The sequence below is a fragment of the Streptomyces lincolnensis genome (genome assembly GCF_021173675.1).
GTDB classification, from domain to species: Bacteria; Actinomycetota; Actinomycetes; order Streptomycetales; family Streptomycetaceae; genus Streptomyces; species Streptomyces lincolnensis_B.
The window spans coordinates 423,463-447,971 of the sequence record NZ_JAIHON010000002.1; the positions used below are offsets into that span (position 1 = coordinate 423,463).

Consider the following 24,509-nt stretch of genomic DNA (forward strand, 5'->3'; position numbering starts at 1 on the left):
AGCGGACGGCGCGCCAGGTCTGTCAGTGGCACGCGGCACAATGGCACCCATGACCAGCACGCCCCCGCCCAGCAACCTCGCCCCGGACATCGCGGCGCGCCTCAAGCGCAGCGCCGACGGGCTCGTCCCGGCCATCGCCCAGCAGTACGACACCGGTGAGGTGCTCATGCTCGGCTGGATGGACGACGAGGCGCTGCACCGCACCCTCACCACCGGCCGCTGCACGTACTGGTCGCGCAGCCGCCAGGAGTACTGGGTCAAGGGCGACACCTCCGGCCACTTCCAGTGGGTCAAGTCCGTCGCCCTCGACTGCGACGCGGACACCGTGCTGGTCAAGGTCGACCAGGTCGGCGCCGCCTGCCACACCGGCGCGCGCACCTGCTTCGACGCGGACGTGCTGCTCAAGGACGCCGATTCCGGTGTCGCGACCCCGGATCAGTAAGGTCTGCCGCCATGGACCTCGAGACCTTCCGCAAGCTCGCCACCGACCGGCGCGTCATCCCGGTCACGCGCAAGCTCCTCGCCGACGGTGACACCCCCGTCGCGCTCTACCGCAAGCTCGCCGCCGAGCGACCCGGCACCTTCCTGCTGGAGTCCGCGGAGAACGGCCGCTCGTGGTCCCGGTACTCCTTCGTGGGCGTGCGGTCCGCGGCGACGCTGACCGCACGCGACGGCCAGGCCCACTGGCTCGGCACCCCGCCCGTCGGCGTCCCCACGGACGGCGACCCGCTCGCCGCCCTGCGCGCCACCATCGAGGCCCTGCACACGCCCCACCAGGAGGGCCTGCCGCCCTTCACCGGCGGCATGGTCGGCTATCTGGGCTACGACATCGTGCGCCGCCTGGAGAAGATCGGCCCCGGCGAGCGGGACGACCTCGCCCTGCCCGAGCTGACCATGCTCCTGACCAGCGACCTCGCCGTCATGGACCACTGGGAGGGCTCGGTCCTGCTGATCGCCAACGCGATCAACCACAACGACCTCGACACCGGCGTCGACGAGGCCTACACCGACGCGGTGGCCCGCCTGGACGCCATGGAGGCCGACCTCTCGCGCGCGGTCGCCCAGCCCCCGGCCGTCCTGCCGCCCTCCGAGCTCCCCGAGTACACGGCCCTGTGGGGCGGCCCGGACTTCCAGGCGGCCGTCGAGGACATCAAGGAGCGCATCCGCGCGGGCGAGGCCTTCCAGGTCGTCCCCTCGCAGCGCTTCGAGACGCCGTGCACCGCGAGCGCGCTGGACGTCTACCGGGTGCTGCGGGCCACCAACCCCTCGCCGTACATGTACCTGTTCCGCTTCGACGGCTTCGACGTCGTCGGCTCGTCCCCCGAGGCCCTGGTGAAGGTCGAGGACGGGCGGGCCATGGTGCACCCCATCGCCGGCACCCGGTGGCGCGGGGCCACCCCGCAGGAGGACCAGGCCCTCGCCGACGAACTCCTCGCCGACCCCAAGGAGCGCGCCGAGCACCTCATGCTCGTCGACCTCGGCCGCAACGACCTGGGGCGGGTCTGCGAACCCGGCTCGGTCGAGGTCGTCGACTTCATGTCCGTCGAGCGGTACTCCCACGTCATGCACATCGTCTCGACGGTCACCGGCAAGGTCGCCGCGGGCCGCACCGCCTTCGACGTCCTGACGGCCTGCTTCCCCGCGGGCACGCTCTCCGGCGCCCCCAAGCCGCGCGCGATGCAGATCATCGACGAACTGGAGCCGTCCCGGCGCGGGTTGTACGGCGGCTGTGTCGGCTACCTCGACTTCGCGGGCGACTCCGACACCGCCATCGCCATCCGCACGGCCCTCCTGCGCGGCGGCACCGCCTACGTCCAGGCGGGGGCCGGCATCGTCGCCGACTCCGACCCGGTCGCCGAGGACACCGAATGCCGCAACAAGGCGGCGGCGGTCCTGCGGGCGGTGCACACGGCCAACCGGCTCGGAAACTAGGACGCTTCCGGGGAAGTGGGGCGCTTCTCACGTGAACCCCGGGTGACGGTTCGGCCGGGGTTCGGGTGATAGTGGAGTACGTGACTGCTGTTCCTCACCCCCGTTCCGAAGCCGCAGGACCCGCAAGGGCCGGCCGCCGGAGTCTCGCCGTAGCCCTCCTGTCCGGTGCGCTCGGCGCCGCCGTGGCGTTGCTGGCGACCCGCCAGCAGTGGTCGGAGGGCACCGCGACCGTGGCCGGCGGCGCCTTCCCCCTGACCGCCAAGGGCAGCGACGTCACCGGCGTCCCCGCCGCCCTGGCGATAGTGGGCCTCGCCGCGCTCGTCGCCGTCTTCGCCGTCCGCAGGGCCGGGCGCGTCCTGGTCGCCGCGCTCCTCACGCTCTCCGGCGCGGGGATCGTGGCCGCCGCCCTCCTCGGCGCGTCCGACAGCGCGGCGCTCGACGAGCAGGCGGCGCGCGCGTCCGGTGACACCTCCGCCACCGTGCACGCGCTGAGCCACACGGCGTGGCCGTACGTGGCGGTGGCCGGCGGCGCGCTGATCCTGCTCGCCGGGTTGCTCGCCCTGCGGTACGGCCGCTCCTGGCCCGCGATGTCCGGGCGGTACGAGCGGGACGGGGCGCCCCGGGTGCGGCGCAAGCCGGTGGTGGTGGATCCCGACCGGCCCGAGGACATCTGGAAGGCGCTGGACCGCGGGGAGGATCCGACGGGCGCGTAAGAGGCGACCCCCGGGTACGACGCACCCTCGCGTGCGGAACAATGGACGTCGAGCGTTCCGCTCAGACACGCATACAGCAACGAGGAGCAAGTCATGGCGGGCAGCAGCCACGGTCACACCCCGGCCGCCTGGACCGGTGTCACCATCGCAATCATCGGTTTCTGCGTCGCGGGCGCCTTCATGGTGCTGGCCAACCCGTTGGGCTTCTGGGGCGGCATGGCGATCGTGATCCTCGGTGGCGTCGTCGGCTGGATCATGAGCGCGATGGGCATGGGGCAGCCGAAGAAGACCCACCCCGTGCACCGCACCGCGGAGCAGCGCGAGCCGGCGAGCGCCGAGAGCTGAACCGCGGACGAACCTCGTGGAGGGGCGGACCGGCCACCGTGCCGGGAACCGCCCCTCACGCGCGTTCGGGGCCGCGGCGCGGCACAATGCCAGACGTGGACGCCGACAGCCCGAGCGTGGCACCGAACACCTCCCTCGCGGGACGGCTGGCCGTACCCGTGGGGGTGCTGGCCGCGGTGGCCGGGGCCTTCGCGTACGTGGGGACGGTGGACCCCAACGAGGCCGGCCACTACCCCGTCTGCCCGCTGCTGCGCTACACGGGTATCTACTGCCCCGGCTGCGGCGGACTGCGCAGCGCGCACGCCTTCGTCCACGGGGACCTCCTCACCGCTCTCCAGGCCAACGCGCCGGCCGTACTGGGCTATCTGGCCTTCGCCGTGCTGTGGACCGTCTGGGTGGTCCACGCGGCGCGCGGACGACGGCTGCGGATCGATCCCCCGCCCGCGCTGCTGTGGTCGCTGGGCGCGTTGCTGCTGGTCTTCACGGTTGTCCGGAACCTGCCGTTCGGTGGCTGGCTACATCCTTGATCAACTCGTGAATGTCCAGGTAATGGAACCGGCGTCAACCGGATGCGAGGGCTACGCCCTCCTGCGGATACCATCACAGTGACCATCGGTTTCGTCCGAGTGAGGCGGGCCGGTCACCAGAAGCTCAACCGCTTGAACAGTCAACCGTCTGGAAGGGGGCCGCTCGCGTGAGTGTGCTCGACGAGATCATCGACGGAGTCCGTGCCGACCTCGCGGAACGGCAGGCGCGCGTCAGCCTCGACGAGCTCAAGGAGCGCGCGGCGAAGGCTCCCGCCGCCAAGGACGGCGTGGCGGCCCTCCGCGGCGACGGCGTCAAGGTCATCTGCGAGGTCAAGCGCTCCAGCCCGTCCAAGGGCGCGCTGGCCGCGATCGCCGACCCGGCCGGGCTCGCCGCGGACTACGAGGCGGGCGGCGCGGCCGTCATCTCCGTCCTCACCGAACAGCGCCGCTTCGGTGGCTCGCTGGCCGATCTGGAGGCCGTCCGCGCCCGCGTGGACATCCCCGTCCTGCGCAAGGACTTCATCGTCACCTCGTACCAGCTGTGGGAGGCCCGCGCCTACGGCGCCGACCTCGTCCTGCTGATCGTGGCCGCCCTGGAGCAGCCCGCCCTGGAGTCCCTCATCGAGCGCGCCGAGTCCATCGGGCTCACCCCGCTCGTCGAGGTCCACGACGAGGACGAGGTCGAGCGTGCCGTCGACGCGGGCGCGAAGATCATCGGCGTCAACGCGCGTAACCTCAAGACCCTTGAGGTCGACCGCGGCACCTTCGAGCGCGTGGCCCCCGAGATCCCCGCCCACCTCGTCAAGATCGCCGAGTCGGGCGTCCGCGGCCCCCACGACCTCATCGCCTACGCCAACGCCGGCGCCGACGCCGTCCTGGTCGGCGAGTCCCTCGTCACCGGCAAGGACCCCAAGTCCGCGGTCTCCGACCTGGTGGCGGCGGGCGAACACCCGGCCTTGCGACACGGCCGCGGATGATCATTCGATAGGCTTGCCACGATGAACCTCACGACGACCACCACGGACAGGTACGCCCGCCTCGCGCGCGGCTGCCGCCCCCGTGGCTGCCGCGCGCCCGCCCGCAGGGTGCACGGCCGTCGTGTGCGGTACGTGATCGGTGACGAACCTGGTCAAGTGAATGGCATGCGATGGCAGCGCCCCGTCAGGGGTGCGGGGAACTGCGCGACCAGACACAACGGTCCCGCAGCCGTCTGACGATCTCCGCCCCCACGGCGATTAGTGCTCTCCACACACCACTCACCGTGAGGTACACGCATGCCCAGCGAATTCTTCATCCCCGACCCGGAGGGTCAGATCCCCAGCCCCGAAGGCTACTTCGGAGCGTTCGGCGGCAAGTTCATCCCGGAGGCCCTCGTCGCCGCCGTGGACGAGGTCGCCGTCGAGTACGACAAGGCCAAGCACGACCCCGAGTTCGCCAAGGAACTCGACGACCTGCTGGTCAACTACACCGGCCGCCCGTCGGCGCTCACCGAGGTCCCCCGATTCGCCGCGGAAGCGGGCGGCTGCCGCGTTTTCCTCAAGCGCGAGGACCTCAACCACACCGGCTCGCACAAGATCAACAACGTGCTCGGCCAGGCGCTGCTCACCAAGCGCATGGGCAAGACCCGTGTGATCGCCGAGACCGGCGCCGGCCAGCACGGCGTCGCGACGGCCACGGCCTGCGCGCTGTTCGGCCTCGAATGCACCATCTACATGGGCGAGATCGACACCCGGCGCCAGGCGCTGAACGTGGCCCGGATGCGCATGCTCGGCGCCGAGGTCATCGCCGTGAAGTCCGGCAGCCGCACGCTCAAGGACGCGATCAACGAGGCGTTCCGCGACTGGGTCGCCAACGTCGACCACACGCACTACCTCTTCGGCACGGTCGCAGGACCGCACCCCTTCCCGGCCATGGTCCGCGACTTCCACCGGGTGATCGGCGTCGAGACCCGCCGCCAGCTCCTGGAGCGGGCCGGCCGGCTGCCCGACGCGGCCGTCGCCTGCGTCGGCGGCGGCTCCAACGCCATCGGCCTGTTCCACGCCTTCATCCCGGACGCGGGCGTCCGTCTCATCGGCTGCGAACCGGCGGGCCACGGCGTCGAGACCGGCGAACACGCGGCCACCCTGACCGCAGGCGAGCCGGGCATCCTGCACGGCTCCCGCTCCTACGTCCTCCAGGACGAGGAGGGCCAGATCACCGAGCCGTACTCGATCTCGGCCGGTCTGGACTACCCGGGCATCGGGCCCGAGCACTCCTACCTCAAGGACAGCGGCCGCGGCGAGTACCGCGCGGTCACCGACGACGCGGCCATGCAGGCCCTGCGCCTGCTCTCGCGCACCGAGGGCATCATCCCGGCCATCGAGAGCGCGCACGCGCTGGCCGGGGCCCTGGAGGTCGGCCGTGAACTGGGCGAGGACGGCCTGATCGTCGTCAACCTGTCCGGGCGCGGCGACAAGGACATGGACACGGCCGCGCGCTACTTCGGCCTGTACGACACCGACGCCGCCGTCGCGGCGGACGAGGCCGGCACCGGCGCGGAGATCGAGGGGGACGCCAAGTGAGCGGGAACATCCAGCTGTTGAGCGACACCCTGGCCGCCGCCAAGGCCGAGGGCCGTTCCGCGCTCATCGCCTACCTCCCGGCCGGGTTCCCGACCGTGGACGGCGGCATCGAGGCGATCAAGGCCGCCTTCGACGGCGGCGCGGACGTCGTCGAGGTCGGACTGCCGCACAGCGACCCCGTCCTCGACGGCCCCGTCATCCAGACCGCCGACGACATCGCCCTGCGCGGCGGCGTCAAGATCGCGGACGTCATGCGGACGGTGCGGGAGGCCTACGAGGCCACCGGGAAGCCGGTGCTCGTCATGACGTACTGGAACCCCATCGACCGCTACGGCGTCGAGCGGTTCACCGCCGAGCTCGCCGAGGCGGGCGGCGCCGGGTGCATCCTGCCCGACCTGCCCGTGCAGGAGTCGGCGCTGTGGAGGGAGCACGCCGAGAAGCACGGGCTCGCCACGGTCTTCGTGGTCGCGCCCAGCAGCAGGGACGCGCGGCTCGCCGAGATCACCGCGGCGGGCAGCGGCTTCGTCTACGCCGCGTCGCTCATGGGCGTCACCGGCACCCGTGAGTCGGTCGGCGCGCAGGCGCAGGACCTGGTCGAGCGCACCCGGGCCACCGGCACCGGCCTGCCCGTCTGCGTTGGCCTCGGTGTCTCCAACGCGGTGCAGGCCGCCGAGGTGGCCGGCTTCGCCGACGGCGTGATCGCCGGCTCGGCCTTCGTCAAGGGGATGCTGGACGCTCCGGACGACGCGGCCGGCGTCGAGGCGGTCCGCGCGCTCGCCGGGCAGCTCGCCAAGGGCGTGCGGGGACAGGCGTAACAGAGAACGCCAGATAACGTTACGGACAATACGGTCACCCGTACGGGTGGACCTGGGACCGGGGAGGCGCGCTGCGCCTCCCCGGTTCGTTTCCGGGGTGTGAGTGAGAAGAACCGTGAGGGAAAGCGCACCGCCCGCGAGCGACTGGCGGAAGAGCGCGAGAAGCAGAAGTCCGCGGAGAAGCGCCGCCGGGTGCTGATCGTGGGCGCGAGTGTCGTCTGCGTTCTGGGGCTCGCGGCGGTGATCGGCGTGGTCGCGGCGAACGCGGGCAAGGACGACGGCAGCGAGTCCAAGGGCCCGGTCGTGGCGCCCTCGGGGGCGAACGGCAAGGACGGCCTGGCCATCCCCGTCGGCAAGGAGAGCGCCAAGTCGACGCTCACGGTGTGGGAGGACTTCCGCTGCCCGGCCTGCAAGTCCTTCGAGACGACGTACCGCCCGGTCATCCACGAGCTGGTCGACTCCGGTGAGCTGAAGGTCGAGTACCACCTGGCCACGATCATCGACGGCAACATGGGCGGCACCGGCTCCCGCAAGGCCGCCAACGCCGCGGCCTGCGCCCAGGACACCGGGAAGTTCACCGCGTACCACGACGTGCTCTACGACAGCCAGCCCGCCGAGACCGACGACGCCTACGCCAAGGACAGCAAGCTCGTCGAGCTGGCCGGCAAGGTCGACGGTCTCGACACGCCCGCGTTCCGTACGTGTGTCGAGAAGGGCACGCACAACAGCTGGGTGGAGAAGTCCGCCGCGGCCTTCCGCAACGGCGGTTTCAGCGGCACCCCGACCGTGATCCTCAACGGCACGAACATCTACGCGGACCAGTCGATGACCCCGATGAAGCTGAAGCAGCTGGTCCAGCAGGCAAGTAAGGGATAAGGAGGAGGGCGGGTTCTCACACCCGCCCGTTATGGACCCGTAGCCGGGCCGCCTGCCGTGGGCCCGGTCCGGCACGGTAGCGTCGACCCTGCCATGGAACTTGCCTACATTCCCAGCCCGTCGCGCGGAGTGATCCACCTCGGTCCCATTCCGCTGCGCGGCTACGCGTTCTGCATCATCATCGGCGTCTTCGTAGCCGTCTGGATCGGCAACAGGCGCTGGGTCGCCCGGGGCGGGCAGGCCGGCACGGTGGCCGACATCGCTGTCTGGGCCGTCCCCTTCGGTCTGCTCGGCGGTCGGCTCTACCACGTCATCACGGACTACGAGCTGTACTTCAGCGAGGGCCGTGACTGGGTGGACGCCTTCAAGATCTGGGAGGGCGGTCTCGGCATCTGGGGCGCGATCGCGCTCGGCGCGGTGGGCGCGTGGATCGGCTGCCGTCGCCGTGGCATCCCGCTGCCCGCCTACGCCGACGCCATCGCACCCGGTATCGCCGTCGCGCAGGCGATCGGCCGCTGGGGCAACTGGTTCAACCAGGAGCTGTACGGCAAGCCGTCGGATCTGCCCTGGGCGCTGGAGATCACGTCCTCCTCGGACGGGCGGATCCCGGGCACCTACCAGCCGACGTTCCTGTACGAGTCGCTGTGGTGCGTCGGCGTCGCCCTCCTCGTCATCTGGGCGGACCGCCGCTTCAAGCTGGGCCACGGACGGGCGTTCGCGCTGTACGTCGCCGCCTACTGCGTGGGCCGGTTCTGGATCGAGTACCTGCGCATCGACGACGCCCACCACATCCTGGGCCTGCGCCTGAACAACTGGACCGCGCTGATCGTCTTCGTACTCGCGGTGGTCTACATCGTGATGTCGGCGAAGAAGCGGCCGGGCCGGGAGGACGTGGTCGAGCCGGGTGCCGCCGGTGGTCCCGCCGAGGACGGCGCCAGGACCGACGCGGCGGGCGAGACCGACGAGGCCGAGAAGACCGAGGCGGAGAAGACCGAGGGCGTGAGGTCCGAGGCGAAGGACGAGGCCGAGTCGGCCAAGAAGACCTGACGGTTCGTCGTACGTCGCTGAGGGCGCCCCGGGAATCCCGGGGCGCCCTCAGTGTGTGCGGCGGTCAGCGGCGGCGGGCCAGGGACAGCGTGCGCTGGGCCGTCGCCACCACGGCCGCGTCGACGAACCGGCCGTCGGGCAGGGCCTGGGCGCCCTGGTCCGCCGACGCCGCCTTGACGATCGTCTCCGCCGCCTCGATCTCCGCTTCCGTGGGCAGGTAGGCGCGCTCGATCACCGGGAGCTGGCGGGGGTGGATCGCGGCGCGGCCGAGGAAGCCGAGGGCACGGCCGCGGGCACAGGAGGCGGCGAGCCCTTCCAGGTCGCGGATGTCGGGATGCACGGACTGCGGCGGTGGGGCGAGGCCCGCCGCCCGCGCGGCCACGATCACGCGGGAGCGGGACCAGTCGAGGCCGCTGTCCTCACGTACGCCGAGGTCGGCGCGGAGGTCGGCCTCCCCGAGCGCGACACCGCGCACGGCGGGGTGGGCGGAGGCGATCGCGTGGGCGCGTTCGACACCCAGGGCGGTTTCCAGCAGGGCGTAGAGCGCGGGCGCGCCGCCGTCGGCGGGGGACGTGCGCGCGGCGACGCGGACGATCTGCTCGGCGGAGGTCACCTTGGGCAGGCGCAGGCCCGAGACTCCGGGGAGGGCGGCCACCGCCGCCAGGTCCGCCGCGGCGGCCGGGGAGTCCAGGGCGTTCACGCGGACGTGGACCGGGACCGGGTGCGGTGCGGCGAGGAGATCGGCGGTGGCCGCGCGGGCGTACTCCTTGCGGTCGGGGGCGACCGCGTCCTCCAGGTCGACGATGACGACGTCGGCGCCGGCGGTCAGGGCCTTCGCGACGACCTGCGGGCGGTCGCCGGGGGCGTACAGCCAGGTCAGCCAGGTCGGCGTGGTCGACGTGGTCATACGGCGCCCTCCTCGCGCAGCGCGGCCACGTCCGCCGGGGTCAGGCCCAGCTCGGTCAGGACCTCCTCGGAGTCCGCGCCGTGCGGGCGGCCCGCCCAGCGGATGCCGCCGGGGGTGGCGGATAGCCGGAAGAGGACGTTCTGCATGCGCAGCGGGCCCAGGTCGGGGTCGTCGACCGTGGTGACGGTGCCGAGGGCCTGGTACTGCGGGTCCGCCATGACGTCCCGGACGTCCTGGATCGGGGCGACCGCCGCCTGGGCCTTCTCGAACGCGGCCAGCACCTCGGTGCGGGTGCGCTCGGCGATCCAGGCGCCGACCGCCTTGTCGAGGACGTCGGCGTGGGCGGCGCGGCCGGCGCCGGTGGCGAACCAGGGTTCGTCGATCACGTCCGGGCGGCCGACCAGGCGCATCACGCGCTCGGCGATCGACTGCGCGGAGGTGGAGACGGCCACCCAGGTGCCGTCCGCCGTGCGGTAGGTGTTGCGCGGGGCGTTGTTGGCGGACCGGTTGCCGGTGCGCTCCTGGACGTAGCCCAGCTGGTCGTACCAGGTCGGCTGGGGGCCGAGGACGGCCAGCATCGGTTCGATGATGGCCATGTCGACCACCTGGCCCTCGCCGGTGCGGTCGCGGGCGGCGAGGGCCGTCAGCACCGCGTACGCCGTCGCCAGGCCCGCGATCGAGTCGGCGAGGCCGAACGGCGGGAGCGTGGGCGGCGCGTCCGGCTCGCCGGTGATCGCCGCGAAGCCGCTCATCGCCTCGGCCAGGGTGCCGAAGCCGGGACGGTGGGCCGAAGGGCCGAACTGGCCGAAGCCGGTGACCCGGGTGAGGACCAGGCGCGGGTTGGCGGCGGAGAGCTCCGGCCAGCCGAGGTCCCACTTCTCCAGGGTGCCGGGGCGGAAGTTCTCGATGATCACGTCGGCGGTGGCGGCGAGCCGCAGGAGGGTGGCGCGGCCGCCCGGTTTCGACAGATCGAGGGTGAGCGTGCGCTTGTTGCGGCCCAGCACCTTCCACCACAGGCCGATCCCGTCCTTCGACGGGCCGTGGCCGCGGGACGGGTCCGGCTTGCGGGGGTGCTCGATCTTGATGACCTCGGCGCCGAAGTCGCCGAGCATGGTGGCGGCGATCGGACCGGCGAAGAGCGTGGCGAGGTCGAGGACGCGCAGGCCGGTGAACGGTGGGAAGGTGTCCTCGGTCATGACGTGTACCTCGCCTCGATCTCCGGGCGGTACGGCATCGACGCCGACGCGCCCTCCTTCTGGACGGAGAGGGCGGCCGCCGCGGCCGCCCAGGTCAGCGCCTCCCGGATCGGCCGTTCCTCGCCGAGGGCCACCGCGAGCGCGCCGACGAAGGTGTCGCCCGCGCCGGTGGAGTCCACCGCGGTGACCGGTGGCGCCGGGATGGCGAGCGGGCCGGCGTCCCGGGTCAGACGGAGGCTGCCCGCCGCGCCCAGGGTGATCACCACCTGGGGGACGCTGTCGAGGAGGGCGGTGCCCGCCTCGAACGGGTCGGTGCGGCCGGTGAGCGTGGTCGCCTCGTGTTCGTTCGGCACCAACAGGTCGGTGGCGGCGAGGAGTTCGGGGGGCAGCGGCCGGGCGGGCGCGGGCGTGAGGATCGTACGGACGCCATGGGCGCGGGCCGCCCGCGCGCCCGCGAGGACCGCGGCCAGGGGGATCTCCAGCTGGAGGAGGAGGGTGTCGGCGGAGGCGATGAGGGCCTCGTCGCCGGGCGCGAGGTGGTCGACGGTGGCGTTGGCGCCGGGGACGACGACGATCGCGTTGCCGCCCTCGTCGTCCACGACGATGTGGGCGGTGCCGGAGGGGCCCTCGACCGTGCGCAGGTGGTCGGTGGTGACGCCGGACTGTTCGAGGGTGGAGCGGAGCCGGGTGCCGAAGGCGTCGTGGCCGACCGCGCCGATCATCGAGACGGTGGCGCCGGCGCGGGCCGCGGCGATCGCCTGGTTGGCGCCCTTGCCGCCGGGGATCGTGCGGAACTCGCGGCCCGTCACCGTCTCCCCGAGCTGCGGGGCCTTCTCGACGTACGTGACGAGGTCCATGTTCGTGCTGCCGAGCACGACGATGTGGGTCATGGGCGCGTTGCCTCCACGAGTGTGAGGTGGGCCAGGGTGTCGAAGCCGGTGCCGTCGAAGTCGCCGACGGTGGTGGACAGGCGGTTCTTCAGGGGTGCCGTCCAGCGGTCGGGGAGCTCTTCCGGGGTGCCGGTGAGGAGGGCGGCGATGCTGCCCGCCGTGGCGCCGTTGGAGTCGGTGTCCCAGCCGCCCGACACGGCGCGGCAGACGGAGCCGGTGAAGTCGCCGTGCGCGTGGGTGAGGGCGGCGGCGATCAGCGCGGTGTTGGGGATCGCGTGGACCCAGTGGTGGGTGTCGGCGTAGGTGGCGTGGAGTTCGTCCACGACCGTGTCGAAGTCCTCGTGGTCGTGGGCGAGTCGGATGCCGTGCGTGATCGCTGTGGCCAGGCGGCTGTGCGGCGGGATCACCGTCAGGCCCGTGCGGAGGCAGCTGTGGATGTCGGCGGTGCCGGTCGTCGCGTGGGCGATGGCGGCCGCGATGAACATCGCCGCGTAGACGCCGTTGGCGGTGTGGGTGAGGGTGGCGTCCCTGTGCGCCTGTTCCGCGGCGGCGGCCGGGTCGCCGGGGTTCGTCCAGCCGTGGACGTCCGCGCGGATCAGGGCGCCGATCCATTCGCGGAACGGGTTGCGCTGCCGGGCCGTTCGTGGGGGGTTCAGGCCGAGGAGGAGGTTGCGGTAGGCGATGCGTTCCGCGGTGAACGTGCGGCCCGCGGGGAGTTCTTCCAGCCAGAGGGTGGCCACGTCCGTGGTCGTGAAGGTCCTGCCGTGCCGTTGCAGCAGGAGGAGGTTGAGGAGGGGGTAGTTGAGGTCGTCGTCCTCGGGCATGCCGTCGATGTTCTCGGCGAGGGATGTGGGGGCGGAGCGGCGGTTCCAGGGGTGGGCGGCGAGGAGGTCTTGGGGGACGCCCTTTGCTGTGAAGTAGGTGGTGAGGGGCCAGTTGCCGGTGGATCTGGCGAGGGCGCGGATGGCGGTGAGGGGGAGCTTTTCGACCGGCTTGCCGAGGAGGCAGCCTGCTGCTCGGCCCAGCCAGGCGGCTTCGAGGGCGGCGTGGGTGGGGGGTGCTGTGGGGGTGGGGGGCGGAGTGGGCCAGTTGGGGCAGGCGGCCCTGATGTCGGCCAGGGATGTGGGTTCGGACTCGGCCAACGTGCTGGGCAGGTCGGCCAGTTCGTCCAGTAGGTCGTTCGCGAGGTGCCGTAGGTATCTCGTTGCCGGTTCCGGGGAGGCGCCCGCCCGCAAGGGGGCTTCTTCGCCGCCTGCCGCTTTCCACCGTGCCGCGATCGCCGACGGCTGTCGGCCGTCCTGTGTCGCCTGGCGCAGTTCGTGGCCGAGGAGGTCTTCCGGTTGGACCCAGGTCAGGCGGTGCATCCGGGGCCTCCGAGGGCGGTGAAGGCGGTCTCGTGGGCTCGGCGGTGGTGGGTGTCGCGGGTGAAGATCTCGCGGGTCACGGCGGTGAGGGCGGCCGCCGGTTCCCAGAGGTCCAGGCGGCTGGCCTCCGCGACCGTCTTGGACCAGTCCTCGGGGACGGGGGAGCCGAGGGCGCCCGCGAGTGCTCCGGCCATCGTGGCGATCGAGTCGCAGTCCCGGCCGTAGTTCACGGAGCCGAGGACCGCGTGGCGGTAGTCGCCGGCCGCCACGACCACCATGCCCAGCGCGATGGGCAGTTCCTCGATCGCGTGCAGGCGGGAGGGGCGGCGGGCGGCCAGGGAGGGGCTGCGGTAGTCGTCGCCCACGGTGTCGTACGGGGCGACGGCCGCGCGCAGGGGTCGTAGGGCCGATTCGAAATCCGTGTGACGGGCGGCCACTTCGCAGACGCGGTCGATCGCTTCCCGGGTGCCGTCCTTCGCGAGGCGCAGACAGGCGGTCACCACGGAGTCCGGGGTCGCGCCCGGTGCGGTCGCCGCCGCCACCGCCGCCGCGAAGACGCCCGCCGCCTCGCGGCCGTAGGAGGACTGGTGGGCGGAAGCGATGTCCAGGGCCTCGGTGTAGGCGGCCGTGGGGTTGGCCGCGTTGACCAGGCCGACCGGGGCCATGTACATCGCGGCGCCGCAGTTGACGATGTTGCCGACGCCGGCCTCACGCGGGTCGACATGGCCGTAGTGGAGGCGGGCGACCAGCCACTTCTCCGCCAGGAAGACGCGGTGCAGGGGGAGGGCCTCCGCCTCCAGCTCCGGGATCCAGCGCGGGTTCGTCATCAGGTCCGGGACCAGGTGGTCGGCGATCGCGTACGCGTCGAGGTGGTCGCGGACCCGGGCGTAGACGCGGACCAGCGCGTGGGTCAGCAGGGTGTCGTCGGTGACGTGGCCGTCGCCCTTGTGGTACGGCGCGATGGGGCGGGCGGTGCGCCAGGCGTCGCCGTTCCAGGGGCCGACGATGCCGTGGACGCGGCCGGCGTGACGTTCGAGGATCTGGTCGGGGGAGTAGCCCTCGACGGGGCCGCCGAGGGCGTCGCCCACCGCCGCGCCCACGAGGGCTCCGGTGATCCGCTCCTCAAGGGTGATTTGTTGGTTTTCGGGCGTCATGCAGCGAATCATCCTCCTGGGAGGGGCCGTTGTGTGGCTTCCAGGAGTTCGGCGAGTTCCACCAGGTCGGTGCCGGTGAGGCGGGGGAGGGCGCAGCCGGAGAGGGTGCGGCAGGCCTCGCGCCAGGAGGCGGGGATCGAGGCGCCGCCGCCCAGCGCGCCGGTGAGGGCGCCGGCGAGGGCCGGGGCGGAGTCGGCGACGCGGGACAGACAGGCCGCCGCCGGGACCGCCTCGGCGATACGGCCGCCCGCCGCGGTGGCCAGGGCGAGGGCCACGGGGACCGTCTCGGCGGCTGCGATGCCGTAGCTGTAGACGTGGTCGACGATCTGGTGTTCGAGGAGGGGGATCAGGGCGAAGGCGTTCTCCGCGTCGTGGGCGAGTTTCAGGGCGTGGCGGGCGTTGCGGCCGATCTCGGTGTGCTCGGGGAGTTCGTCGAGGGCCGCGTTCACGCAGGTCGTCACGTCGGCGCCGGTGAGGGCGAGGGAGACGGCCGCCGCCATCGCCCTGGCGCCGTGCACGCCGTCGCCGTCCTGGGTGTAGCGGGCGTCGAACTCGGCGAGGTCGGCGGCGGGGCGGGGGGCGCCGGGGTGGGCGACGGCGAGGACACAGGCGCGGACGCAGGCCGCGTCGTCGAAGTAGTGGGGGTTGTCGTGGCCGGTGGCGGGTGGGCGCAGGCCGGTGGCGAGGTTCCCCAGGCCGGCTCTCACCGAGATGCGGGCGCGGAGTTGGAGGACGGCGGACTCGATCTCGGGGGCGCGGTCCGCTGCCGCGGCGACTTCGCAGGCCAGGGCGTTCCATGTGAGGTCGATGGCGGCTCTGGTACGGCGTTCTCGGCTGAGGTCGGCGAGGGCGGTGGCGTCGCCTGCGCGGAGGAGGGCCTCGGCGGTGAAGGTGGCCCATTCGGCGTCGTCGGAGGGGCCGAGGCGGAGGGGTTCGGGGGGTTGGTTGAGGGCGATGGGGACGGGGAGGGTGGTCGTCGCGTTCTGTTCGGCGAAGGTGTCGAGTTCTCGGGTGAGGCGGCGGGTCCAGTCGGGCATGCGGGTGGCTCTGTGGCGGGCGGCGGGCCAGCCGGCGGCGTCGCCTGCGGCGAGGCCGAGGAGGAGGCCTTCGGTGCGTTTCTCTGTTCTGGCCTCGGCTTCGCCTTCGGCCTGTTGTTTCCCACCCGCACCACCCGTGCGGCCATCGTTGTCGGGTGCGGGTGGCCCCTGTGGGGCGGACCCGCCGTCGGCGGCCGCGGGGTCGACGGGCTTCGCCCCGAACGCCGTTTCAAGGGACACGACCCTGCCGGCTGACTCCGCGCCGCCGGTCCTGCGCGCCGGTTCCGCGCCTCCGGTCCTGCCCCGGGGGTCCGCGCGGCCGGTCCTGCCTGCTGCCTCGGCGCCGGTGGTCGTCCCCGTCGATTCCGCGGCGCCGCTCCTGTCTGCTGACTTGGCGCCTTCGGTGCTGCCCCCTGGGTCCGCGCCGCCACTCCTGCCCGCTGCCCCCGCGCCGCCGGTCCTCCCCGTCGATTCCGTGCCGCCGGTCACTCCCTCGTCCCATGGTCCCGGTGGTCTCATGACAGGGCTCCCGGCTTGTCGTCCGCGGCCAGGGTGAAGGTGGTCGGGTCCGGTGGGGGTGGGGTCCAGGGCTCGTCGCCGCCCGGGGTCAGGAGTTCTGCCACGTCCAGGATGTGGTGGCCGGCCATGGAGGGGAGGCAGCTGCCGCGGGCGGGGCCGATGGCGGTCGCCCAGTCGGTGGGGATGGCACAGGCGCCGTGGGTGGCGCCGGCCAGGGCGCCCGCGACCGCGGCCGTGGTGTCGGCGTCGCGGCCCATGTTGACGGCGGTGAGGACGGCTTGGGTGAAGTCGCCGTCGGCGGCGGCGTAGGCGCCGAAGGCGAGGGCGACGGCCTCGGGGGCGAGGTCGGTCCAGGGGTAGCCGCCGATGACGACCGCCGAGCGGACCGCGCGTTCGCCGCGGTGGGCCACCGCCACGGCTCGGCGCAGGGAGCGGGCGGTCCAGGAGTCGTCGGGGATGACGGCCAGCGCCGAGGCCACCACCGCGATCGTCGGTGCGCCCGCCATCGCCGCCGCGACGCCCGCCGCGACCGCCTGGCCGCCGTAGATGCCCTCGCCGGCGTGGCTGACCGAGCCGTCGATGGCCACCAGGCGGGCGGCCTCGGCGGGGCGGCCCGCGGCGAAGACGCCGAAGGGGGCCGCGCGCATGGCCAGGCCGTCGCTCCAGGCGTGGCGGTGCTGGGCGGAGATGGGGGCGGCCAGGCCCCGGCGGAGGTTCTCCAGGGTGCCGCGTTCGCTGAAGCCGGCGCCTCGGAAGGGGCCCTCGTCGAGGTCCGCGATCCAGGCGTGCCAGGCGGCTTCCACGCGCGCCGGGGTGAGGGCGGAGCCGTGCCGGGCCAGCAGCAGGCCCGAGAAGATCGCGTACTCGGTGTCGTCCGTGCCGGCGGGGTGTTCGGCGACGTAGCCCGTGATGCGGCCCCAGCGGGCTCGGATCTCCGAGGGTTTCATGTTCTCGGCGGGGGCCCCGAGGGCGTCTCCGACGGCCAGGCCGAGCAGGGCGCCGCGGGCCCGGTCACGGAGTTCGGCGGCGTCACCGGGCGCCGGGACCGAGGGAATGCAGGCGATCGATGCCATACGCGGCTTCTCCTCTCAGGGGCGCCACCCAAGGCGCTGATCCCTTTGCGGAACTGTCCCCGGTGCGCTGGGCCGCGCAGCCTCACGCGGCCCAGCGTCACCCGGTCGACATCTGTGCGAGGGCTTGATCGAATGAGCGTGCGGCGGTAAAAGGCCAGGTGAGGGGAGCCTTTCCTTGCTGGCGAGCGGGAATTCGGTGACGTAGTCTCGATGTTGTCAAAAGGTGGAATCAGTCTAAAGAAGCTCTCTGGGGGATCCCGTGGCGATCATCGAGACCGAGGCGGCGCTGCACGAGGCGCACCGCGACAACCACACGCACCGGGACGTCAGCGGCGGCTGGCTGCGCCCCGCCGTGTTCGGGGCGATGGACGGACTGGTCTCCAACCTCGCCCTGATGACCGGTGTCGCGGGCGGTTCGGTCGGTCATCGGACGCTCGTCGTCACCGGGCTCGCGGGCCTGGCCGCCGGCGCCTTCTCCATGGCGGCCGGCGAGTACACCTCCGTCGCCTCGCAGCGCGAGCTGGTCGAAGCCGAGCTGGACGTGGAGCGCCGGGAGCTGAGAAAGCACCCCCAGGACGAGGAGGCCGAACTCGCCGCCCTGTACGAAGGGCGGGGCGTGGAGCCGGGGCTGGCCCGCGAGGTCGCCCGGCAGCTGTCCCGGGATCCCGAGCAGGCTCTGGAGATCCATGCCCGCGAGGAGCTCGGTGTCGACCCCGGTGATCTGCCCTCGCCGCTGGTGGCCGCCGTCTCCTCCTTCGGGTCGTTCGCGCTGGGTGCCCTGCTTCCCGTACTGCCGTATCTGCTCGGCGCCACCGCGTTGTGGCCGGCCGTGCTGCTGGCGCTGCTCGGGCTGTTCGCGTGCGGTGCGGTGGTGGCCAGGGTGACGGCGCGGAGCTGGTGGTTCAGCGGACTGCGACAGCTCGCCCTCGGGGGTGCGGCGGCCGGTGTGACGTACGCCCTGGGCAGCTTGTTCGGGACGGCCGTAGGATAGGTCGGCTGCATGTTATGCGTGGGACCGCATAAGTAGCCGTTACTCGCTGGTTTCGAACGCTTAACGGCGGGGCATGAGCCGTAAGCGCTGTGGGCAATGACGCCTGCGGCGCACTCGCGGGGTCGGCGACGGCGCCTCCTCCGCCCCTTCGGACCGATGGACATCGATCTGTCCCGCTCGGTCCCCACATACTTCAAGCCACGTGCGCGAGACCCCTGTCGCCACCGCGTGGCGTCCGCATGTTGGAACGCGGTATCCGGTTCCCGAGATCCGCTCCATCATGTAACCTGCACGAAATTTTGCACTCACGCAGAGGGCCAACGTCGTCCCTCGGCAATCTGCATATGCCACATGACGACGACGGGAGAGCCGATGCGTACGCCGCGCCAGCCGTCCCAGCACTCCACGAATGGCCAGAACTGGTCGTTCATGGATGCTCGCCCTGCTGCGCAGGGTATGTACGACCCCCGCAACGAGCACGACGCCTGTGGTGTCGGCTTCGTGGCGACCCTCACCGGCGAGGCGAGCCATGCGCTGGTCGAGCAGGCGCTCACCGTTCTGCGCAACCTGGAGCACCGCGGTGCCACCGGCTCCGAGCCCGACTCGGGTGACGGCGCGGGCATCCTGTCCCAGGTACCGGACACCTTCTTCCGCGAGGTCGCCGGCTTCGAACTGCCCGCCGCCGGTGCGTACGCGGTCGGCAACGCCTTCCTGCCGGAGGACGGCACCGAGGACGCCGTCTCGCGCATCGAGACGATCGCCGCCGAAGAGGGCCTGACCGTCCTCGGCTGGCGCGAGGTCCCCGTCGCCCCCGAGCTGCTCGGCGCCACCGCCCGCTCCACCATGCCGGTCTTCCGGCAGATCTTCGTCAGCGACGGTTCCGCCGCGCCCGCGACGGACATCGACCTCGACCGCAAGGCGTTCGTGCTGCGCAAGCGCGCCGAGCGCGAGGTCGGCGTCTACTTCTCGTCGCTGTCCGCGCGGACCATCGTCTACAAGGGCATGCTGACCACCGGCCAGCTGGAGCCCTTCTTCCCGGACCTGTCCGACCGCCGCTTCGGCTCGGCGATCGCGCTCGTGCACTCCCGCTTCTCCACGAACACCTTCCCGTCGTGGCCGCTCGCGCACCCGTACCGCTTCGTCGCGCACAACGGTGAGATCAACACCGTCAAGGGCAACCGCAACTGGATGGCCGCGCGTGAGTCGCAGCTGGTCTCGGACCTGTTCGGCAACGACGACAAGGCCATCGAGCGGGTCTTCCCGATCTGCACGCCCGACGCCTCCGACTCGGCGTCCTTCGACGAGGTCCTCGAACTCCTGCACCTGGGCGGCCGTTCGCTGCCGCACTCCGTGCTGATGATGATCCCGGAGGCGTGGGAGAACCACGACTCCATGGACCCGGCCCGGCGCGCCTTCTACCAGTTCCACTCCAACCTGATGGAGCCCTGGGACGGCCCGGCCTGTGTCACCTTCACCGACGGCAAGCAGGTCGGCGCGGTCCTCGACCGCAACGGCCTGCGCCCCGGCCGCTACTGGGTCACCGACGACGGCCTGGTCGTCCTCGGCTCCGAGGTCGGCGTCCTCGACATCGACCCCGCCAAGGTGGTCCGCAAGGGCCGCCTCCAGCCCGGCCGGATGTTCCTCGTCGACACCGTCGAGCACCGCATCATCGAGGACGACGAGATCAAGGCCCAGCTCGCCGCCGAAGCGCCCTACGCGGAGTGGCTGGAGGCCGGCGAGATCGAGCTGTCGGACCTGCCCGAGCGCGAGCACATCGTGCACACGCACGCCTCGGTCACCCGTCGCCAGCAGACCTTCGGCTACACCGAGGAGGAACTGCGCGTCATCCTCGCGCCGATGGCCAAGGCCGGTGCCGAGCCGATCGGTTCGATGGGCACCGACTCGCCGATCGCCGCGCTCAGCGAGCGCCCGCGGCTGCTCTTCGACTACTTCACCCAGCTGTTCGCGCAGGTCACCAACCCGCCGCTGGACGCGATCCGCGAGGAGCTCGTCACCTCGCTCAGGAGCTCCCTCGGCCCGCAGGGCAACCTGCTGGAGCCGACCGCCGCCTCCTGCCGGTCCGTCGTGCTGCCCTTCCCGGTGATCGACAACGACGAGCTGGCCAAGCTCATCCACATCAACGCCGACGGCGACATGCCCGGCATGAAGGCCGCGACCCTCTCCGGCCTGTACCGGGTCTCCGGCGGCGGTGACGCCCTCGCCGCGCGCATCGAGGAGATCTGCGCCGAGGCCGACGCCGCCATCGACAACGGCGCCCGGCTGATCGTCCTGTCGGACCGCCACTCCGACGCCGAGCACGCGCCGATCCCGTCGCTGCTGCTCACCGCGGCCGTCCACCACCACCTCATCCGCACCAAGCAGCGCACCCAGGTGGGCCTGCTGGTCGAGGCCGGTGACGTCCGCGAGGTCCACCACGTCGCCCTGCTGATCGGCTTCGGCGCCGCGGCCGTCAACCCGTACCTGGCCATGGAGTCCGTCGAGGACCTGGTCCGCGCGGGCACCTTCCTGCCCGGTATCGAGGCCGAGCAGGCCATCCGCAACCTGATCTACGCCCTCGGCAAGGGCGTCCTGAAGGTCATGTCGAAGATGGGCATCTCGACCGTCGCCTCCTACCGCGGCGCCCAGGTCTTCGAGGCCGTCGGTCTCGACGCGGCCTTCGTCGAGAAGTACTTCAACGGCACCGCCACCAAGATCGGCGGCGTCGGCATCGACGTCATCGCCAAGGAGGTCGCCGCCCGCCACGCCAAGGCGTACCCGGCGTCCGGCATCGCGCCGGCCCACCGCGCCCTGGAGATAGGCGGCGAGTACCAGTGGCGCCGCGAGGGCGAGCCGCACCTGTTCGACCCGGAGACGGTCTTCCGCCTCCAGCACTCCACGCGCAGCGGCCGGTACGACATCTTCAAGAAGTACACCGAGCGCGTGAACGAGCAGTCCGAGCGGCTCATGACCCTGCGCGGCCTGTTCGGCTTCACCTCCGACAGGCAGCCCATCTCCCTCGACGAGGTCGAGTCGGCCGACGAGATCGTCAAGCGGTTCTCCACCGGCGCCATGTCGTACGGCTCCATCTCCAAGGAGGCGCACGAGACCCTCGCCATCGCCATGAACCAGCTGGGCGGCAAGTCCAACACCGGTGAGGGCGGCGAGGACGCGGACCGGCTCTACGACCCCGCGCGGCGCTCCAGCATCAAGCAGGTCGCCTCCGGCCGCTTCGGTGTGACCTCCGAGTACCTGGTCAACGCGGACGACATCCAGATCAAGATGGCCCAGGGCGCCAAGCCCGGCGAGGGCGGCCAGCTGCCCGGCCACAAGGTCTACCCGTGGGTCGCCAAGACCCGTCACTCGACCCCGGGTGTCGGTCTGATCTCCCCGCCGCCGCACCACGACATCTACTCCATCGAAGACCTGGCCCAGCTGATCCACGACCTGAAGAACGCGAACCCGCAGGCGCGGATCCACGTCAAGCTGGTCTCCGAGGTCGGTGTCGGCACGGTCGCCGCGGGTGTCTCCAAGGCGCACGCGGACGTCGTCCTCATCTCCGGCCACGACGGCGGTACGGGCGCCTCCCCGCTGACCTCGCTCAAGCACGCCGGCGGTCCCTGGGAGCTCGGCCTCGCCGAGACCCAGCAGACCCTGCTGCTCAACGGCCTGCGCGACCGGATCGTCGTGCAGACCGACGGTCAGCTCAAGACCGGCCGTGACGTCGTCATCGCCGCGCTGCTCGGCGCCGAGGAGTTCGGTTTCGCGACCGCGCCGCTCGTCGTCTCCGGCTGCGTCATGATGCGCGTCTGCCACCTCGACACCTGCCCGGTCGGCATCGCCACCCAGAACCCGACGCTCCGCGACCGGTTCAACGGCAAGGCCGAGTACGTCGTGAACTTCTTCAAGTTCATCGCCGAGGAGGTCCGCGAGATCCTCGCCGAGCTGGGCTTCCGGTCCATCGAGGAGGCCGTCGGTCACGCCGAGGCCCTCGACGTGACCCGCGCGGTCGACCACTGGAAGGCACAGGGCCTGGACCTGGAGCCGCTCTTCTACGTGCCCGAACTGCCCGAGGGCGCCGCGCTGCACCAGGTCATCGAGCAGGACCACGGCCTGGAGAAGGCGCTCGACAACGAGCTGATCAAGCTCGCCGCCGACGCCCTGGCCGCCGACTCGGCGACCGACGCCCAGCCGGTCCGCGCCCAGGTCGCCATCCGCAACATCAACCGCACGGTCGGCACCATGCTCGGCCACGAGGTGACCAAGAAGTTCGGTGGCGCGGGCCTGCCCGAGGACACCATCGACATCACCTTCACCGGGTCCGCGGGCCAGTCCTTCGGCGCCTTCCTGCCGCGCGGTGTCACGCTGCGCCTGGAGGGCGACGCCAACGACTACGTCGGCAAGGGCCTCTCCGGCGGCCGGGTGATCGTCCGCCCCGACCGGGGCGCCGACCACCTCGCCGAGTTCTCCACGATCGCGGGCAACACCATCGCCTACGGCGCGACCGGCGGCGAGCTGTTCCTGCGCGGTCGTACGGGTGAGCGGTTCTGTGTCCGCAACTCCGGTGCCACGGTCGTCTCCGAGGGCGTGGGCGACCACGGCTGCGAGTACATGACCGGCGGTCACGCGGTCGTCCTCGGCGAGACGGGACGCAACTTCGCGGCCGGCATGTCCGGCGGCATCGCCTACGTCATCGACCTCGACCCGGACAACGTCAACGTCGGCAACGTCGGCGCCGTGGAGGCCCTCGACGACACCGACAAGCAGTGGCTGCACGACGTCGTGCGCCGCCACCAGGAGGAGACCGGATCCACGGTCGCCGAGAAGCTGCTCGCCGAGTGGGACACCGCCGTGGACCGCTTCAGCAAGATCATCCCCAGCACGTACAAGGCAGTGCTCGCCGCCAAGGACGCCGCCGAGCAGGCGGGACTCACCGAGTCCGAGATCACCGAGAAGATGATGGAGGCGGCGATCAATGGCTGACCCGAAGGGCTTTTTGAACCACGGCCGCGAGGTCGCCAAGTCCCGCCCCGTCGACGTGCGCCTGAAGGACTGGAACGAGGTCTACGTCCCCGGCTCCCTGCTGCCGATCATCAGCAAGCAGGCCAGCCGCTGCATGGACTGCGGCATCCCGTTCTGTCACAACGGCTGTCCGCTCGGGAACCTCATTCCCGAGTGGAACGACTACGCCTACCGCGAGGACTGGACGGCCGCGAGCGAGCGTCTGCACGCGACCAACAACTTCCCCGAGTTCACCGGTCGGCTGTGCCCGGCTCCCTGCGAGTCGGCGTGCGTGCTCGGCATCAACCAGCCCGCGGTGACCATCAAGAACGTCGAGGTCTCCATCATCGACAAGGCGTGGGACAGCGGTGACGTCGCGCCGCAGATCCCGGAGCGCCTGTCCGGCAAGACCGTCGCGGTCATCGGGTCCGGCCCCGCCGGACTCGCCGCCGCCCAGCAGCTCACCCGGGCCGGTCACACCGTCGCCGTCTACGAGCGCGCGGACCGCATCGGAGGTCTCCTCCGGTACGGCATCCCCGAGTTCAAGATGGAGAAGCGGCACATCAACCGCCGTATCGAGCAGATGCGCGCGGAAGGCACCCGCTTCCGCACCGGCATCGAGATCGGCCGCGACCTCAAGGCGACCGACCTGAAGAAGCGGTACGACGCGGTCGTCATCGCCGCCGGTGCCACCACCGCCCGTGATCTGCCCGTCCCCGGGCGGGAGCTGAACGGCATCCACCAGGCGATGGAGTACCTGCCCCTGGCCAACAAGGTCCAGGAGGGCGACTACGTGGCGCCCCCCATCACGGCCGAGGGCAAGCACGTCGTGGTCATCGGCGGTGGCGACACCGGCGCCGACTGCGTGGGCACCGCCCACCGCCAGGGCGCGGCCTCCGTCACGCAGCTGGAGATCATGCCCCGCCCGAACGACGAGCGGAACCCGGTCTCCCAGCCCTGGCCGACCTTCCCGATGCTCTACAAGGTCACCTCCGCGCACGAGGAGGGCGGCGAGCGGGTCTACTCCGTCTCCACCACCCACTTCGAGGGCGACGAGGACGGCAACGTCCAGTGGCTGCACGTGACCGAGGTCGAGTTCGTCGAGGGCAAGCTGACCCAGAAGCCGGGCACGGAGCGCAAGATCCCCGCCCAGCTGGTCACCCTCGCGATGGGCTTCACCGGCACCGACCGCGAGAACGGCCTGGTCGAGCAGTTCGGCCTGGACCTCGACGAGCGCGGCAACGTCGCCCGCGACGCCGACTTCCAGACCAACGTGCCCGGCGTGTACGTCGCCGGTGACGCCGGTCGCGGCCAGTCGTTGATCGTGTGGGCGATCGCCGAGGGCCGCTCGGCCGCCCGCGGTGTCGACCGCTTCCTCACCGGGGCCAGTGACCTGCCGGCCCCGATCCGCCCGACGGACCGCTCGCTGATGGTCTGACGGCACCACCAGGGACCTGCCGGTCCCTCGACAAACGTCCCGTACAACGGCGTACGGAACACTGGACGGCGTCTGCCCCTTGTCCCCGACCGGACGAAAGGGCGGGCGCCGTCGCCTTTCCGTGGG

General features: G+C 71.9%; 21 protein-coding genes. 14 read left to right on the plus strand and 7 right to left on the minus strand.

Annotation, left to right across the window (positions count from 1 at the left end):
* The first annotated feature begins 49 nt into the window (after nt 1-49).
* The 11 genes from hisI to lgt all read left to right on the plus strand — a co-directional run bounded on the left by hisI (nt 50) and on the right by lgt (nt 8,816).
* Complete coding sequence (hisI, locus tag K4B79_RS05450; protein WP_232025095.1) at nt 50-442, plus strand: phosphoribosyl-AMP cyclohydrolase; 393 nt, start codon at nt 50-52, stop codon at nt 440-442.
* Nucleotides 443-453: 11 nt separating this feature from the next.
* On the plus strand, nt 454-1,932 hold the full coding sequence (locus tag K4B79_RS05455) for an anthranilate synthase component I (RefSeq protein WP_232025096.1): 1,479 nt from the start codon (nt 454-456) through the stop codon (nt 1,930-1,932).
* A gap of 71 nt (nt 1,933-2,003) precedes the next feature.
* Nucleotides 2,004-2,645: a TIGR02234 family membrane protein gene (locus tag K4B79_RS05460; RefSeq protein ID WP_232025097.1), complete on the plus strand. Its 642-nt coding sequence runs from the start codon at nt 2,004-2,006 to the stop codon at nt 2,643-2,645.
* 93 nt (nt 2,646-2,738) lie between these two features.
* Nucleotides 2,739-2,990, plus strand: coding sequence for an HGxxPAAW family protein (locus tag K4B79_RS05465; RefSeq protein WP_232025098.1), 252 nt, complete (start codon nt 2,739-2,741; stop codon nt 2,988-2,990).
* Between the two features lie 86 nt (nt 2,991-3,076).
* Nucleotides 3,077-3,517, plus strand: a complete 441-nt coding sequence (locus tag K4B79_RS05470) for a DUF2752 domain-containing protein (protein WP_232025099.1) — start codon at nt 3,077-3,079, stop codon at nt 3,515-3,517.
* Nucleotides 3,518-3,684: 167 nt separating this feature from the next.
* Entirely contained in the window at nt 3,685-4,494 is an 810-nt protein-coding gene (gene trpC / locus K4B79_RS05475; protein ID WP_232025100.1) for an indole-3-glycerol phosphate synthase TrpC, read from the plus strand.
* Nucleotides 4,495-4,515: 21 nt separating this feature from the next.
* The gene (gene trpM, locus K4B79_RS48550; protein WP_374208425.1) at nt 4,516-4,731 is read left to right on the plus strand and encodes a tryptophan biosynthesis modulator TrpM; all 216 of its coding nucleotides are present in this window, start codon (nt 4,516-4,518) and stop codon (nt 4,729-4,731) included.
* 60 nt (nt 4,732-4,791) lie between these two features.
* Nucleotides 4,792-6,078: a tryptophan synthase subunit beta gene (gene trpB, locus K4B79_RS05480; RefSeq protein ID WP_232025101.1), complete on the plus strand. Its 1,287-nt coding sequence runs from the start codon at nt 4,792-4,794 to the stop codon at nt 6,076-6,078.
* Entirely contained in the window at nt 6,075-6,893 is an 819-nt protein-coding gene (trpA, locus tag K4B79_RS05485) for a tryptophan synthase subunit alpha (RefSeq protein WP_232025102.1), read from the plus strand. The genes trpB and trpA overlap by 4 nt, the downstream gene beginning before the upstream one ends.
* A 99-nt stretch (nt 6,894-6,992) precedes the next feature.
* Nucleotides 6,993-7,769 carry a DsbA family protein gene (locus K4B79_RS05490; protein WP_232025103.1) on the plus strand — a complete coding sequence of 259 codons (777 nt, stop codon included), beginning with the start codon at nt 6,993-6,995 and terminating at the stop codon, nt 7,767-7,769.
* A gap of 93 nt (nt 7,770-7,862) precedes the next feature.
* Nucleotides 7,863-8,816: a prolipoprotein diacylglyceryl transferase gene (gene lgt, locus K4B79_RS05495; protein WP_232025104.1), complete on the plus strand. Its 954-nt coding sequence runs from the start codon at nt 7,863-7,865 to the stop codon at nt 8,814-8,816.
* A 64-nt stretch (nt 8,817-8,880) separates the two neighbouring features.
* Here the strand turns inward: lgt and K4B79_RS05500 are convergent, their stop codons facing one another.
* Genes K4B79_RS05500 through K4B79_RS05530 form a run of 7 tightly spaced genes read right to left on the minus strand, consistent with a single transcriptional unit; the run spans nt 8,881 to nt 16,956 of the window.
* Nucleotides 8,881-9,723: an HpcH/HpaI aldolase/citrate lyase family protein gene (locus tag K4B79_RS05500; protein WP_232025105.1), complete on the minus strand. Its 843-nt coding sequence runs from the start codon at nt 9,721-9,723 to the stop codon at nt 8,881-8,883.
* The gene (locus tag K4B79_RS05505; RefSeq protein ID WP_232025106.1) at nt 9,720-10,919 is read right to left on the minus strand and encodes a CaiB/BaiF CoA transferase family protein; all 1,200 of its coding nucleotides are present in this window, start codon (nt 10,917-10,919) and stop codon (nt 9,720-9,722) included. Before K4B79_RS05505 ends, K4B79_RS05500 begins: the two co-directional genes overlap by 4 nt.
* The gene (gene rbsK, locus K4B79_RS05510; RefSeq protein ID WP_232025107.1) at nt 10,916-11,809 is read right to left on the minus strand and encodes a ribokinase; all 894 of its coding nucleotides are present in this window, start codon (nt 11,807-11,809) and stop codon (nt 10,916-10,918) included. Before rbsK ends, K4B79_RS05505 begins: the two co-directional genes overlap by 4 nt.
* On the minus strand, nt 11,806-13,173 hold the full coding sequence (locus K4B79_RS05515; protein ID WP_232025108.1) for an ADP-ribosylglycohydrolase family protein: 1,368 nt from the start codon (nt 13,171-13,173) through the stop codon (nt 11,806-11,808). Before K4B79_RS05515 ends, rbsK begins: the two co-directional genes overlap by 4 nt.
* Nucleotides 13,161-14,327, minus strand: coding sequence for an ADP-ribosylglycohydrolase family protein (locus K4B79_RS05520; RefSeq protein ID WP_232025109.1), 1,167 nt, complete (start codon nt 14,325-14,327; stop codon nt 13,161-13,163). Before K4B79_RS05520 ends, K4B79_RS05515 begins: the two co-directional genes overlap by 13 nt.
* Before the next feature lie 8 nt (nt 14,328-14,335).
* Nucleotides 14,336-15,883: an ADP-ribosylglycohydrolase family protein gene (locus tag K4B79_RS05525; protein ID WP_232025110.1), complete on the minus strand. Its 1,548-nt coding sequence runs from the start codon at nt 15,881-15,883 to the stop codon at nt 14,336-14,338.
* The gene (locus K4B79_RS05530; protein ID WP_232025111.1) at nt 15,880-16,956 is read right to left on the minus strand and encodes an ADP-ribosylglycohydrolase family protein; all 1,077 of its coding nucleotides are present in this window, start codon (nt 16,954-16,956) and stop codon (nt 15,880-15,882) included. Before K4B79_RS05530 ends, K4B79_RS05525 begins: the two co-directional genes overlap by 4 nt.
* 259 nt (nt 16,957-17,215) lie before the next feature.
* On the opposite strand from K4B79_RS05530, the gene K4B79_RS05535 reads away from it, so the two are divergent.
* The 3 genes from K4B79_RS05535 to K4B79_RS05545 all read left to right on the plus strand — a co-directional run bounded on the left by K4B79_RS05535 (nt 17,216) and on the right by K4B79_RS05545 (nt 24,383).
* Nucleotides 17,216-17,947 carry a VIT1/CCC1 transporter family protein gene (locus tag K4B79_RS05535; RefSeq protein ID WP_232025112.1) on the plus strand — a complete coding sequence of 244 codons (732 nt, stop codon included), beginning with the start codon at nt 17,216-17,218 and terminating at the stop codon, nt 17,945-17,947.
* Nucleotides 17,948-18,319: 372 nt separating this feature from the next.
* Nucleotides 18,320-22,927, plus strand: a complete 4,608-nt coding sequence (gltB, locus tag K4B79_RS05540; protein ID WP_232025433.1) for a glutamate synthase large subunit — start codon at nt 18,320-18,322, stop codon at nt 22,925-22,927.
* Nucleotides 22,920-24,383 (plus strand): glutamate synthase subunit beta, encoded by a 1,464-nt coding sequence (locus tag K4B79_RS05545; RefSeq protein WP_232025113.1) that lies wholly within the window; start codon nt 22,920-22,922, stop codon nt 24,381-24,383. The genes gltB and K4B79_RS05545 overlap by 8 nt, the downstream gene beginning before the upstream one ends.
* The last annotated feature ends 126 nt before the right edge of the window (nt 24,384-24,509 follow it).